This window comes from Kerstersia similis (assembly GCF_965139615.1).
Lineage (GTDB): Bacteria > Pseudomonadota > Gammaproteobacteria > Burkholderiales > Burkholderiaceae_B > Kerstersia > Kerstersia similis.
Genome location: NZ_CBCSIQ010000023.1, coordinates 57,165 through 68,733, shown reverse-complemented (window position 1 = coordinate 68,733; position 11,569 = coordinate 57,165). Strand labels below are relative to the sequence as shown.

At 58.5% G+C, this 11,569-nt stretch carries 15 protein-coding genes and 1 tRNA gene; 7 read left to right on the top strand and 9 right to left on the bottom strand.

Annotation, left to right across the window (positions count from 1 at the left end; translation table 11 throughout):
* The coding region (locus tag ACNA1V_RS13765; RefSeq protein WP_415834168.1) for an integrase core domain-containing protein at positions 1 to 313 on the top strand (313 nt) is incomplete at its 5' end.
* Positions 314 to 530: 217 nt separating this feature from the next.
* On the opposite strand, the gene ACNA1V_RS13760 is transcribed toward ACNA1V_RS13765, so the two are convergent.
* Positions 531 to 851: an H-NS histone family protein gene (locus tag ACNA1V_RS13760; RefSeq protein ID WP_415834167.1), complete on the bottom strand. Its 321-nt coding sequence runs from the start codon at positions 849 to 851 to the stop codon at positions 531 to 533.
* A 487-nt stretch (positions 852 to 1,338) separates the two neighbouring features.
* Positions 1,339 to 1,414, bottom strand: a tRNA-His gene (locus ACNA1V_RS13755).
* A gap of 286 nt (positions 1,415 to 1,700) precedes the next feature.
* On the opposite strand from ACNA1V_RS13755, the gene ACNA1V_RS13750 reads away from it, so the two are divergent.
* From ACNA1V_RS13750 to ACNA1V_RS13735, 4 genes are all read left to right on the top strand, one after another.
* Positions 1,701 to 2,180, top strand: coding sequence for a hypothetical protein (locus tag ACNA1V_RS13750; protein WP_415834166.1), 480 nt, complete (start codon positions 1,701 to 1,703; stop codon positions 2,178 to 2,180).
* 66 nt (positions 2,181 to 2,246) lie between these two features.
* Entirely contained in the window at positions 2,247 to 2,708 is a 462-nt protein-coding gene (dtd, locus tag ACNA1V_RS13745) for a D-aminoacyl-tRNA deacylase (RefSeq protein ID WP_415834165.1), read from the top strand.
* A gap of 144 nt (positions 2,709 to 2,852) precedes the next feature.
* Positions 2,853 to 3,011: a hypothetical protein gene (locus tag ACNA1V_RS13740; protein WP_167731906.1), complete on the top strand. Its 159-nt coding sequence runs from the start codon at positions 2,853 to 2,855 to the stop codon at positions 3,009 to 3,011.
* 101 nt (positions 3,012 to 3,112) lie between these two features.
* Positions 3,113 to 3,622, top strand: a complete 510-nt coding sequence (locus ACNA1V_RS13735; protein WP_415834164.1) for a GAF domain-containing protein — start codon at positions 3,113 to 3,115, stop codon at positions 3,620 to 3,622.
* Positions 3,623 to 3,669: 47 nt separating this feature from the next.
* On the opposite strand, the gene ACNA1V_RS13730 is transcribed toward ACNA1V_RS13735, so the two are convergent.
* The 7 genes from ACNA1V_RS13730 to ACNA1V_RS13700 form a co-directional block, all read right to left on the bottom strand.
* Entirely contained in the window at positions 3,670 to 4,656 is a 987-nt protein-coding gene (locus tag ACNA1V_RS13730; RefSeq protein WP_415834163.1) for an aldo/keto reductase, read from the bottom strand.
* Between the two features lie 262 nt (positions 4,657 to 4,918).
* Entirely contained in the window at positions 4,919 to 5,878 is a 960-nt protein-coding gene (locus tag ACNA1V_RS13725) for a Gfo/Idh/MocA family oxidoreductase (protein ID WP_415834162.1), read from the bottom strand.
* Positions 5,878 to 6,732, bottom strand: a complete 855-nt coding sequence (locus ACNA1V_RS13720; RefSeq protein WP_415834161.1) for a class III extradiol dioxygenase subunit beta — start codon at positions 6,730 to 6,732, stop codon at positions 5,878 to 5,880. The genes ACNA1V_RS13725 and ACNA1V_RS13720 overlap by 1 nt, the downstream gene beginning before the upstream one ends.
* Entirely contained in the window at positions 6,732 to 7,121 is a 390-nt protein-coding gene (ligA, locus tag ACNA1V_RS13715; RefSeq protein WP_415834160.1) for a protocatechuate 4,5-dioxygenase subunit alpha, read from the bottom strand. Before ligA ends, ACNA1V_RS13720 begins: the two co-directional genes overlap by 1 nt.
* A complete protein-coding gene (locus ACNA1V_RS13710; RefSeq protein WP_415834159.1) occupies positions 7,111 to 8,034 on the bottom strand; it encodes an amidohydrolase family protein in 924 nt (307 codons plus the stop codon). The genes ligA and ACNA1V_RS13710 overlap by 11 nt, the downstream gene beginning before the upstream one ends.
* Before the next feature lie 13 nt (positions 8,035 to 8,047).
* A complete protein-coding gene (gene ligK / locus ACNA1V_RS13705; RefSeq protein ID WP_415834173.1) occupies positions 8,048 to 8,731 on the bottom strand; it encodes a 4-carboxy-4-hydroxy-2-oxoadipate aldolase/oxaloacetate decarboxylase in 684 nt (227 codons plus the stop codon).
* A 27-nt stretch (positions 8,732 to 8,758) separates the two neighbouring features.
* On the bottom strand, positions 8,759 to 9,784 hold the full coding sequence (locus ACNA1V_RS13700; protein ID WP_415834158.1) for an amidohydrolase family protein: 1,026 nt from the start codon (positions 9,782 to 9,784) through the stop codon (positions 8,759 to 8,761).
* Between the two features lie 309 nt (positions 9,785 to 10,093).
* Here ACNA1V_RS13700 and ACNA1V_RS13695 point away from each other — a divergent pair, with 309 nt between their 5' ends.
* A complete protein-coding gene (locus tag ACNA1V_RS13695; protein WP_415834157.1) occupies positions 10,094 to 10,999 on the top strand; it encodes a LysR substrate-binding domain-containing protein in 906 nt (301 codons plus the stop codon).
* A 96-nt stretch (positions 11,000 to 11,095) separates the two neighbouring features.
* Positions 11,096 to 11,560 (top strand): bacterioferritin, encoded by a 465-nt coding sequence (gene bfr / locus ACNA1V_RS13690; protein WP_415834156.1) that lies wholly within the window; start codon positions 11,096 to 11,098, stop codon positions 11,558 to 11,560.
* The last annotated feature ends 9 nt before the right edge of the window (positions 11,561 to 11,569 follow it).

Below are 11,569 nucleotides of genomic sequence, written 5' to 3'. Positions count from 1 at the left end.
CCAACCCAAGCCCGGATTGATTGTGCATACCGATCGCGGTAGCCAGTACGCCAGCCAAGCCCACCGCGACCTGCTAGCCCGCCACGGCCTGATTGCCAGCATGAGCCGCAAGGGCAACTGCTGGGACAACGCGGTCATGGAGCGCTTCTTCCTGAACCTGAAGATGGAACGGGTCTGGCAACGCCACTATGCCAACCAAAACGAAGCCATGGCCGACATTAACCACTACATCGTCGGCTTTTACAACACCCAACGGCTGCATTCCACACTCGGATACCGCTCGCCGACCGATTACGAAAAAGCCACTACCTGAAATTCCCTATCCCAGTGTCCACTGATACTTGACCACGACAGAATCCACCTAGATCAGCTAAAGAACAGTCAAGAAATCAATAACTGATATAGCAAAATTGTCAGACAAAAAAAGCCCCTCCATCGGGAGGGGCTTTCCAGGGTCACTCACAGTCAGCCAAAGGCTGGCTGAACGAAGGAACTGCGGATTACCGCATTCATTCAAAAGCGCAAACGTCTTAAACCCGGAAATCTTCCTTGTTCTTTCCTTCAGCCAGAGCATTCTTCAACCATTGGGGCTGGCGGCCCATACCGGACCAGGGTTCACCATTCGGTCCGCGATAACGAACAACCGAAGCCGTTTGCTCAGACTTGCGACCAGCGCTAGCTTTGCGAGGAATAGCGATATTCGAAAAACCGAGATCGGCGGCACTCAGGCCATATTCAGCAATCTTGGCCTTGATGTCGTTAATCACGACAGCGATTTCCTGACGGCGCAGATGCTCGGCTTCCTCGAGCAGCTTCTCGGCCTGTGCTTTGAGTTCGAGATAGGTAGCCATAGATGTATTAATCAACACGTAAGTTAACGAGGATTTGATTCTAGCATAAACAACTACTAACTTTGGTAGGCACTTCTACCCAAAATAAGACACTCCCTATTCAATCGAATACAGCCGAAACATTCCTCTTCATCAAAATTCTGTCAGTACTTATCAAAATGGAACTATTGATCCAGCGCGATAGTCGAAAGACGTCCAGCGAAACGGACTAAGCGCACTGATAAACAGCTTGCGAATCCTTTGCTGCCGCCATGAATAACGAGATGAGATGCATTCCCAACAAATAAACATGACATGAAACGATATGCCATGAAAGATGACCCATCATTGCAAGTTGCCGACGGTCGCCAAACAATTAGCGCAATCGCAATTCAATGAAACATCTCAAGGATGAAATGAGGGAATTAGGCGGGCGCCTGAGAAAAGTCCGCAAGGGAATTTGAAACACAACGAAAAAAGCCCTTGGCTATGCAAGGGCTTAGATATCTGGGGTGGCCGATGGGACTCGAACCCACGACAACCGGAATCACAATCCGGGACTCTACCAACTGAGCTACGGCCACCACCGCAGAAATAGAAATATAGCATGTTTTTTGCTTTTGGCAAACTTTTCATCCCGCTCCCCCTGATTTATCTGCATCGCGGCGCGGCACGGCCCGAGCCAGCCACAAACTGGGGAACCCCCGGGCCGCGCCAGGCACTAATGCGAAGAACGGCTGAGAGCGTCGCCGCCCGCCGGCACGCCCCTCCAGCGGCCAGAACCGGAGCCGTGCCAGCCACCACGGCTACCGTAAGGCCCTGCCCCAGATGTCCATCCACGAGCGCACATTCCTTTTTCGAGGATTTTCGATGAAATTCGCCACCTATGCCGCCGCACTTGCTTTGCTGGCGTTCAGCAGCGCAGGCCAGACCGCCCCCTCCCCATTTTCCGATCTCAAGGCATTTCAAGGCCTGGAAAATGGTCTTTGGCAATGGCGCTTTACCACCCAGCCGCGCCAGCCAGCCATTCCCGATCGAGACGACCGCGGCTGTGTGAATATCGCCCGCTATATGGAACGGGCCATGCAGGAAATACAAAAAAATGCACCGCAATGCGTGATCCAGGTGCAGCGCGACACCCCGGAGCAAGCGGAACTCAGCAGCCAATGCCCGGCCATGCAAATCATGCCCGGCCTTGCATTACCCCCTATGCAGATTCGTTATCTGGTGCAGCGCCTGGGCAAAAATGATGTGCAGGTGGAAGCCATCGCCCCCAATTTCCTGACGGGTATGGGCAATATCACTTTCCTGCACCAGGCGCAGCGGCTGGGCGCCTGCCCACGCCAGTAAATCCGGCAATGCCATAATTCTCCCTGACCCGGCCGTCAGCCTGACGGCTGCAGCAGGGAGAACCCAATGCAAGCATTGATCCAGCGCGTCTCACGCGCGGCAGTCCGTATCAACCACCAAACACATGGCGCCATCGAGTCTGGCCTGCTGGTCTTTCTCTGCGCCGAAACCCACGATAGTGCGGCACAAGCCGACCTCCTGCTGGCCAAGATCCTCAAGCTGCGCATTTTCAGTGATGCCACAGGAAAAATGAATCTAAGCCTTCAAGATACCGGGGGTGGCTTGCTTATTGTCAGTCAATTCACGCTGGCAGCCGATACCCGCAAAGGCAATCGTCCGAGTTTTACCCAAGCGGCTCCGCCCGACCAGGGGCGCGCACTCTATGACTATTTTGTTGCCGCCGCCCGCCGGCTGCATCCCATTGTGGCGACAGGAGAGTTTGGCGCGGACATGGCGGTCGAACTCATCAATGACGGGCCCGTAACGATTCCGTTGCATATTCCTGCGCCCAGCCCGCACCTTGAGTGAAACTTCTGTGCCATACTCAGGTCGTATATTTCATATCTTGATAAGAAAAGCCATTTTTCATCGTTCCTTATCATTCGCAGCGAGGCTATAAACGATGGCAACCCGCACGGCATGTGGCCGTGCAGAACAAAAAAGGAGAGTCATATGACCAGAACCTCCAATCAACTGATGGGCTATGCCCGTATCCGCACCCGCCGTACCCAGGAACTTTATGACCTGGATACCAAGGCGGAACTGCAGGAACCCGTACGTGAACAGGGTAAATCCGGCGTACCGCAAAGTTCCAGCGCCAACCGGGCATAATTCATTGCCCTGAACCAGAACGGCATCGCGCAAGCGGTGCCGTTTGCATTGGTGGGGCAATATCTCGAACAAACCCTATCTTTTTTCTTGCCGCAGCCACCATGCATTCTGCCCCATCGTCCGCCCCCGCCATTACCCCTCTTGAACGACGTACGCAATACGACGAACTGCTGCTTCAGGCCCGTGCCCTGTTTACCGACGAACACGATGCCATTGCGAATGCCGCCAATCTCAGCGCCCTGGTCTTCGAGACACTGCCTGGCCTGAACTGGGCCGGATTCTATTTCCTGAAAAATAAGGAGCTGGTGCTGGGCCCCTTCCAGGGACGCCCGGCCTGCGTACGCATTCAGCTCGACCGTGGCGTGTGTGGCGCTGCTGCCAGCTCACGCACCCTGCAGGTCGTTCCGGATGTTCATGCATTTCCCGGCCATATCGCCTGCGACCCGGCATCGCGTTCAGAGATTGTCGTGCCGCTGATCACACGTTCGGGAGAACTGCTGGGTGTCTGGGATGTTGATAGTCCGCATGCCGGCCGTTTCGACGACATCGACGCGGCCGGCATGCAGGCCTTGTGCCAGGCATGGCTGGACAGCCTGCGGCCGCGACACTGAGGCAAGCCTGCCGGGCCGGACACCATTTCCGGCCTGGCGGACGCCGCCTAGAACTCCTCGGTATCAATCTCGGTCTGAGTCGCCGCCGGATAGCGCGGGCCCACGACCGTATCCTGATTGATCAGTTCGTCGAGCTGGGCCAGCACGGTAGGGTCCAGCTTGATATCCGCCGCCAGGGCGTTATCACGGGCATGCTGCGGGCTGGTCGTGCCAGGGATGGCAAACACATGATCATCCTGGGCCAGCAACCAGGCCAGCGCCAACTGCGCCGGCGTGATTTCCAGTTCCTCGGCAATGTCCAGATACGGCTCCAGCAGTTCCAGATTGCGCGCATAGTTCTCCGGTGCGAAGCGCGGCATTCCCCGGCGGATATCCTTGGGCTCCAGCGCCGTCACATCGCGTAGCTCGCCGCCCAGAAAACCGCGCGCTACCGGGCTGAACGCCACGAATGCAGCGCCCAGCTCCCGACATGCCTGCAGCACGGCAATCTCGGCATTGCGCGTCCACAAAGAGTATTCAGTCTGCACGGCCGCAATCGGGTGTACCGCATGAGCCTTGCGCAGCGTCGCGGCGGACACTTCCGACAAACCGATGGCGCGAATCTTGCCTGCCTGCACGAGATCGGCCAAGGCGCCGATGCTTTCTTCGATCGGAACAGTTTTGTCCCAGCGATGCAGGTAATACAGGTCGATGACATCGGTGCGCAGACGTTGCAGCGAAGCCTCGCAGGTCGCCTTCAGGGTTTCCGGCCGACCGTCGATGACACGCTTGCCATCCACGCCTGTCATACCGCACTTGCTCGCCAGGAAAATCTTTTGGCGATGCGGTGCCAGCAATTCCCCCATCAAGGTTTCATTGGCGCCAAAACCATAAAGCGCAGCCGTATCAAAGAACGTGATGCCCTCATCCAGCGAGGCACGCACGACCTGCTCGGCGATGTCTCGAGTGGGCGGCGTACCGTAGGCATGGCTGAGATTCATGCAGCCCAGGCCGATGGCACTGGTCAGGACGGAACCGATGTGACGTTGTTGCATGGTGGGATGCTCCATTCATGGCGCACGGGGCTGCAGCGGGAGTCTCCACACGGCTGGCCCTCGTCGCCTTTGCGCTGCTTGCCGCCGCAGCACTGCCACATCCGGCAGCGCGCCGACAAAACGCTATCGTACAAAGAAAATGGCCCGGCCATCTGCGGCACGATGTGCCCGATGGCAAGGCCATGACACCGGCAGGCACAAGAACCTGGCCTGCCGGCTGCGGATCTGGACAAGGGCGACTGCCACCTGCCCTGCCCGGCGCTCAGTTGTCGCGTGCCAGTTGCTGCTCCAACTGATGCAGCACTTCGTAGCACGGCAGCACCTGCGCGACGCTGGAGTTCGGCTCGCGGCCTTCGCGGATCGCGGCGAAGAATTCACGATCCTGCAGTTCGATACCATTCATCGACACATCGACATTGGACACGTCGATCTTCTCGTCGCGGCCATTGACCAGATCATCGTAACGGGCGATGTAGGTCTCGGTGTCACCGATATAACGGAAGAAGGTTCCCAGCGGGCCGTTGTTATTGAAGCTCAGGCTCAGCGTGCAAATGGCGCCGGTTTCGCTCTTGAGCTGGATGGACATATCCATCGCAATGCCCAGATCCGGGTGAATCGGGCCTTGCATGGCATGTGCCTGTACGATCCTGCCGGCCTGATAGGCGAACAGATCCACCGTATGAGCGGCATGGTGCCACAGCAGGTGGTCGGTCCAGCTGCGCGGCTGGCCCAGCGCATTGGTATTGGTGCGGCGGAAGAAATAGGTCTGCACATCCATCTGCTGAACGTGGAAATCACCCTTTTCAATCTGCTTGTGCACGTACTGGTGGCTGGGGTTGAAGCGGCGCGTATGGCCGACCATTGCGACCAGGCCGGTTTCCTTTTGCAGTCGCGCCACTTCGCGCGCACCTTCCAGGCTATCGGCCAGCGGAATTTCCACTTGCACGTGCTTGCCAGCCTTCAGGGCCTGAGCGGCCTGCGCAGCGTGCATCTGCGTCGGCGTGCACAGAATGACGGCATCCAGCTCAGGCAGGGCCAGGCTTTCCGCCAGGTCGGTGGTGACATGCCCCACCCCATATTTGGCAGCGACTTCCTGGATCTTGTCCAGCTCACGGCCGACCAGCGAAATGACTTCAACGCCGTCGATATTCTTGATTCCATCCAGGTGTTTGATACCGAATGCGCCGGCGCCCGCCAGGGCGACCTTGATTGTCTTGCTCATCAATTGTCCTCCAGAATCAGGTGGCCTACCGCCGTGTTCGACGCAGGCACATGGTAGAAACGCTGCGCGACGGTAGGCGCTTCGCCACCGACGGCATCCGCCATCGCACCGCGCGCGATCAGCCACATCACCAGTTCGATCCCTTCCGAGCCGGCTTCGCGCACGTATTCAATATGCGACACCTGGGAAAGGCTGTCCGGATTGGCGATCAGGCGATCCAGGAACTTGTTGTCCCATTCGCGGTTGATCAGGCCGGCACGCGGGCCTTGCAGCTGGTGGCTCATGCCGCCCGTGCCCCAGATCTGCACATTCAAATCCTTGTCGAAGGATTCCACTGCGCGACGGATGGCCTTGCCCAGCTCAAAGCAACGGCGTCCCGAAGGCACCGGATACTGCACCACGTTCACCGCGAACGGGATCACCGCGCACGGCCATGCTTCCGGCTCGCCGAACATCAGCGACAGCGGCACGGTCAGGCCATGATCCACATCCATCTTGTTCACGATGGTCAGGTCAAAGTCTTCCTGGATCACCGATTGCGCAATGTGCCCAGCCAGCTCCGGATGGCCGATTACCGGCGGCACGGGGCGCGGGCCCCAGCCTTCGTCGGCGGGCGGATAGAACGGCCCGGTGCCGATGGCAAACGTAGGAATCAAATCCAGGCTGAACGCGGTGGCGTGATCGTTATAGACCAGGAACACGACGTCCGGCTTGTTCTGCTTGATCCATTCCTTGCCGAAATCGTAGCCGGCAAACACCGGCTTCCAATAATCCTCGTTCTGCTTGCCCAGATCGAGCGCCGCGCCGATGGCAGGAACGTGCGAGGTATAAACGCTGGCAGTGATCTTGGCCATTATTTCTGTTCTCCGATGTAGCGGTTGCCTTCGACGGAACGGCCACCGTTGAGCATCATGTCGCGATATTCTGCCTCGGTCATGCCGGTCATGCTGCCAGCCATCTGCTGGAACGATTTGCCGTCGGTGGCGCCGATCTTGGCGAGAAAGTAGATATTGCCGCCCAGGGCGATGCAGCGGTTCAGGTCACGATCGAGCACAGCCTGCTTCTGCTCTTCGCTCATGTCCCACTCGTCCAGGTAGGCACGCTCATTGGCTTTGAAGCGTTCACGGTTTTCGGCCTTCATCAGCGACATGCAGAACTGGTTCAACCAGTAGCCTTTGCGCGATTGATCGGCGTCGAAAATCGTCGTGCCGGGTACGTTGGAATACGGTTTTTCAAGCGACATGCGATTCTCCCCAATAAAGTCGGGTGGGATTATCGACCAGCAGCTTGCGCTGCAGATCGGCCGTCGGAGCAATATGCGGGATGAAATCGACCAGCAGGCCATCATCCGGCATGTGATCCTTCAGGTTCGGGTGCGGCCAGTCGGTGCCCCAGAGCACGCGATCCGGGAAAGTTTCCACGATACGACGTGCAAACGGCACGACATCCCGGTAGGCGTTCTGCTCGCCGCCCAGCGCGCGCGGGCCGGTATGGCTCAGGCGTTCCGGGCAGCTTACCTTGCTCCAGACATTCGGATTTTCGCGCATGAACTTCACGAACAGTTCGAATTCCGGGCCGTCAACCGGTTGGGTCACATCCGGACGACCCATATGGTCCACCACCACCGTGGTCGGCAGGCTGGTGAAGAAATCCCACAACTCGGGCAGGTCCACGGCTTCGAAATAAATCACGACATGCCAGCCCAGCGGCGCGATGCGACTGGCGATTTCCATCAATTCGTCTTTGGGCGTGAAATCCACCAGACGCTTGACGAAATTGAAACGCACGCCGCGCACCCCTGCGTCATGCAGTTCCTTGAGCTCTTCGTCGGTGATGCTGCGACGCACCGTTGCAATGCCACGGGCGCGCCCATCGGAAGCTTTCAAGGCATCGACCATTGCGCGATTATCCGCACCATGGCAGGTCGCCTGCACAATCACGTTCTTATCGAAGCCCAAATGGTCGCGCAGCGCAAACAGCTGATCCTTGGAAGCATCGCAAGGCGTGTATTTGCGTTCGGGCGCAAACGGGAACTGGTCGCCAGGGCCAAATACGTGGCAATGCGCATCCACGGCGCCGGCAGGTACCTGGAAACGGGGCTTGCTCGGGTTGGCATACCAATCCAGCCAGCCGGGAGTCTTTTCAAATGCTGCCATGATGCCGTGTTCCTCAGTCGAAATATTTCAGCCCGGCCGCAGCCAGATCATCACGCATTTTGTACATGTCCAGGCCCAGCACGCCGCTGGCCAGCTTGGCACGCTTTTCGGTTTCGTTGGCTTCGCGCTTCTGGGCGGCATCGGCCACCAGGCCGGCGATCGCAGCCGGCACCACGACCACACCATCGTCATCCGCCACCACGACATCACCGGGATTGACCAGCGCGCCGGCGCATACCACCGGGATATTGACCGAACCCAGCGTTGCCTTGACGGTACCCTTGGCGCTGATGGCCTTGGAAAACACAGGGAAGTTCATCTCCGTCAGGTCACGCACATCGCGCACGCCGCCGTCGATCACCAAACCGACTGCGCCCTGGGCACGGAAGGACGTTGCCAGCAGGTCGCCGAAGAAACCGTCGGTCGATTCCGCCGTCACCGCCGCCACGACGATGTCGCCTGGGCGGATCTGTTCTGCCGCCACGTGGAACATCCAGTTGTCGCCCGGCTGCAGCAGCACCGTCACGGCAGTACCGGTCGCCTTGGCGCCAGTGAAGATCGGGCGCAGATAGGGCTTCATCAGACCGACACGGCCCATGGCTTCATGCACAGTGGCGGAACCGAACTTCGACAGGCGTTCCACGGCTTCGCGGTCGGCGCGCTGGATGTTGCGGTAAACCACTCCGAGATTATTCAGGCTCATTGCAATATTCCTTTTGACGGCTTACAGGCCCTTGGCCTTGAGTTGCTGGTCGAGACGGGAGAACACGCGACGGGCATTGCCTTCGTAAATCTTGTAGCGCTCGTCAGCGGTCAGTTCGGCGGCTTCGATATAGCGCTTGGTATCGTCGTAATAATGGCCGGTCAGCGGATCCACGCCACGCACGGCGCCGATCATTTCGGAAGCAAACAGAATATTGTCCACCGGAATGACGTTGGTCAGCAGATCAATGCCGGGCTGGTGATAGACGCAGGTATCGAAGAAGATGTTCTTCAGCAGATGCTCGCGCAGGTCGGGCTTTTTCAACTCTTGCGCCAGACCACGGAAACGTCCCCAATGGTAGGGCACAGCACCGCCGCCGTGCGGGATCAGGAATTTCAGCGTCGGGAAATCCTTGAACAGGTCGCTGGTCAGGCATTGCATGAAAGCAGTGGTGTCGGCATTCAGGTAATGCGCGCCGGTGGTATGGAAACACGCGTTGCAGCTGGTGCTGACGTGGATCATCGCCGGAATGTCGTACTCGACCATCTTTTCATAGATGGGATACCACTGGCGATCGGATAGCGGCGGGGAGGTCCAATGGCCACCGGACGGATCGGGATTCAGGTTGATGCCGACAAAGCCGTATTCCTTGACCGTTTTTTCCAGTTCGGGAATGCTGGTGGCGGGATCGACACCCGGTGATTGCGGCAGCATGGCAGCGCCGACGAAATGCTCCGGGAACAATTGCGACACACGGTAGCACAGTTCGTTGCAGATGGCGGCCCAGGTAGCGCTGGTATTGAAATCACCGATATGATGCGCCATGAAACTGGCACGCGGCGAGAAAATCGTCAGATCGGAGCCACGCTCCTTCATCTTCGCCAGCTGGTTTTTCTCGATGCTGTCGCGCAGTTCGTCATCGCTGATGTGCAAGTCACTGGCTTTGGGGCCCAGTTCCGGCGTATTCAGGTTGGCGATCTGCTGTTCACGCCAATCAGCCAACGCCTTGGGCGCGGTAGTATAGTGACCGTGGCAGTCGATGATCATGGCTTATCTCCTGTGACAATGAATTGTTCTGCCGCGTTTTCAGGACAACAATGCCGCCGAAACACGCGGGAAAACGGGCTGCCGCCGGATATTCTGGCGCACGCGCCCGCCTGTGCTGAAGACCTGCCGGCGCGTTCCTGACCAACGCAGGCGGTTCCCGTCTGGGTCTTGGTCTATTATGGTGGCGGTGCCCCCCCTTGGCTAGAACGCGGTCTCGCTATCAGATATAGCATTAGGGCATAACTCAAGAGAATCCATCCAGCTTTTGAATAGCCATTTCCGGCATTTGTCCGACCGACCATCCTTCCTATGGACCTGAAACAACTTGAATATTTCGTTCATGTCGCGGAACTGGGCAGTTTTACCCGGGCTTCCAGCGTTCTGGACGTAGCGCAACCCGCGCTGAGCCGGCAGATACGCCTGCTCGAAGTCGAGTTGCGCCAGCATTTACTGACCCGCAATGGACGCGGCGTCACCGTGACCGAGGCCGGCCGGCTGCTGCTGGACCATGCCCGTGGCATTCTGCACCAGGTGGCGCGCGCCCAGGAAGACCTGGGGCGCGTGCGCGGCTCGCTGGCCGGGCGCGTTGCGCTCGGCATGCCGCCCAGCATTGCCCGCTCGCTCACCGTGGCGCTGACGCGCGAATTCCGCCAGCGCCTGCCTGATGCGGCGCTGTCGATCAGCGAAGGGCTATCCATCCCGATGCAGGAATGGCTGCAAGGCGGCCGCCTGGATATCGCCCTGCTTTACAATCCAAGCTCGTCGGCAGAAGTTGAAATTGAACCGTTGATGGAAGAAACGCTGTTTCTGATCGGCCACGGCAACCCCAGCCATCATGGGCAGGCCATCAAACTGGCCCATGTGGCGGAGCTGCCCCTGATTCTGCCGGCACGGCCCAACGCCATCCGCACGCTGGTGGAAACACGCATGGCCAGCATCGGCCGCAAACCGCGGATTGCCTTGGAAATCGACGGTGTCCCGGCGATACTGGATCTGGTGGCAGATGGCGCCGGCCTGGCGATTCTGCCCCACTACGCGCTGAATTCAGCGGCCAGCCCCAGGGATTACTATGCCAGGCCCATTACCGAACCGACGCTGACCAGCACCCTGTGCATCGCGACCTCGTCCCGACGCACCGGCACACTGACCCAGCAGGCCATGCTCGATCTGATCCGCGACATGGTCAAACGCGTTTTCCCGGAAAACGCGCTATAAGACGGATCATTGGCTGCGCTGCCTGTTGCCTGCCGCCTTACCCGGCGACCAGCGCCATGCAGTGCGCCCCATTACCGAACCGGAGTGTTATCAATCATGAAAGGCCATCCCGAAGTCGTCGAATACCTCAAACAGCTGCTGCGCGGCGAACTGAGCGCACGCGACCAGTATTTCCTGCATTCGCGCATGTATGAAGACCTGGGCCTGACCAAGCTCTACACGCGCATCAATCATGAGATGGAAGAGGAAACGCAACACGCCGATGCGCTGTTGCGCCGCATCCTGATGCTGGACGGCACGCCGGACATGCGTCCCGACCCCTTCACGCCCGGCACCGACGTTCCGTCGATGCTGCGTGCCGACCTGGCTCTGGAATACCATGTTCGCCAGGCCTTGAAAGACGGGATGGCGCTGTGCGAAAAGCATAATGACTATGTCAGCCGCGACATCATCCTGGCGCAGCTGCGCGATACGGAAGAAGACCACGCCTACTGGCTTGAAACCCAGCTTGATCTGATCGAGAAGATCGGCCTGGAAAACTACCAGCAGTCGCAGATCTGATTTCCATGA

Bases quoted from the DNA above. Each gene is read 5' to 3' on its own strand.
- dtd (WP_415834165.1), top strand. From the start codon at position 2,247: ATGCAAGCATTGATCCAGCGCGTCTCACGCGCGGCAGTCCGTATCAAC.
- ACNA1V_RS13710 (WP_415834159.1), bottom strand. From the start codon at position 8,034: ATGGCAGCATTTGAAAAGACTCCCGGCTGGCTGGATTGGTATGCCAAC.
- ligA (WP_415834160.1), bottom strand. From the start codon at position 7,121: ATGTCGCTTGAAAAACCGTATTCCAACGTACCCGGCACGACGATTTTC.
- ACNA1V_RS13760 (WP_415834167.1), bottom strand. From the start codon at position 851: ATGGCTACCTATCTCGAACTCAAAGCACAGGCCGAGAAGCTGCTCGAG.
- ACNA1V_RS13730 (WP_415834163.1), bottom strand. From the start codon at position 4,656: ATGCAACAACGTCACATCGGTTCCGTCCTGACCAGTGCCATCGGCCTG.
- ACNA1V_RS13735 (WP_415834164.1), top strand. From the start codon at position 3,113: ATGCATTCTGCCCCATCGTCCGCCCCCGCCATTACCCCTCTTGAACGA.
- ACNA1V_RS13695 (WP_415834157.1), top strand. From the start codon at position 10,094: ATGGACCTGAAACAACTTGAATATTTCGTTCATGTCGCGGAACTGGGC.
- ACNA1V_RS13700 (WP_415834158.1), bottom strand. From the start codon at position 9,784: ATGATCATCGACTGCCACGGTCACTATACTACCGCGCCCAAGGCGTTG.
- ACNA1V_RS13720 (WP_415834161.1), bottom strand. From the start codon at position 6,732: ATGGCCAAGATCACTGCCAGCGTTTATACCTCGCACGTTCCTGCCATC.
- bfr (WP_415834156.1), top strand. From the start codon at position 11,096: ATGAAAGGCCATCCCGAAGTCGTCGAATACCTCAAACAGCTGCTGCGC.
- ACNA1V_RS13750 (WP_415834166.1), top strand. From the start codon at position 1,701: ATGAAATTCGCCACCTATGCCGCCGCACTTGCTTTGCTGGCGTTCAGC.
- ACNA1V_RS13725 (WP_415834162.1), bottom strand. From the start codon at position 5,878: ATGAGCAAGACAATCAAGGTCGCCCTGGCGGGCGCCGGCGCATTCGGT.
- ACNA1V_RS13740 (WP_167731906.1), top strand. From the start codon at position 2,853: ATGACCAGAACCTCCAATCAACTGATGGGCTATGCCCGTATCCGCACC.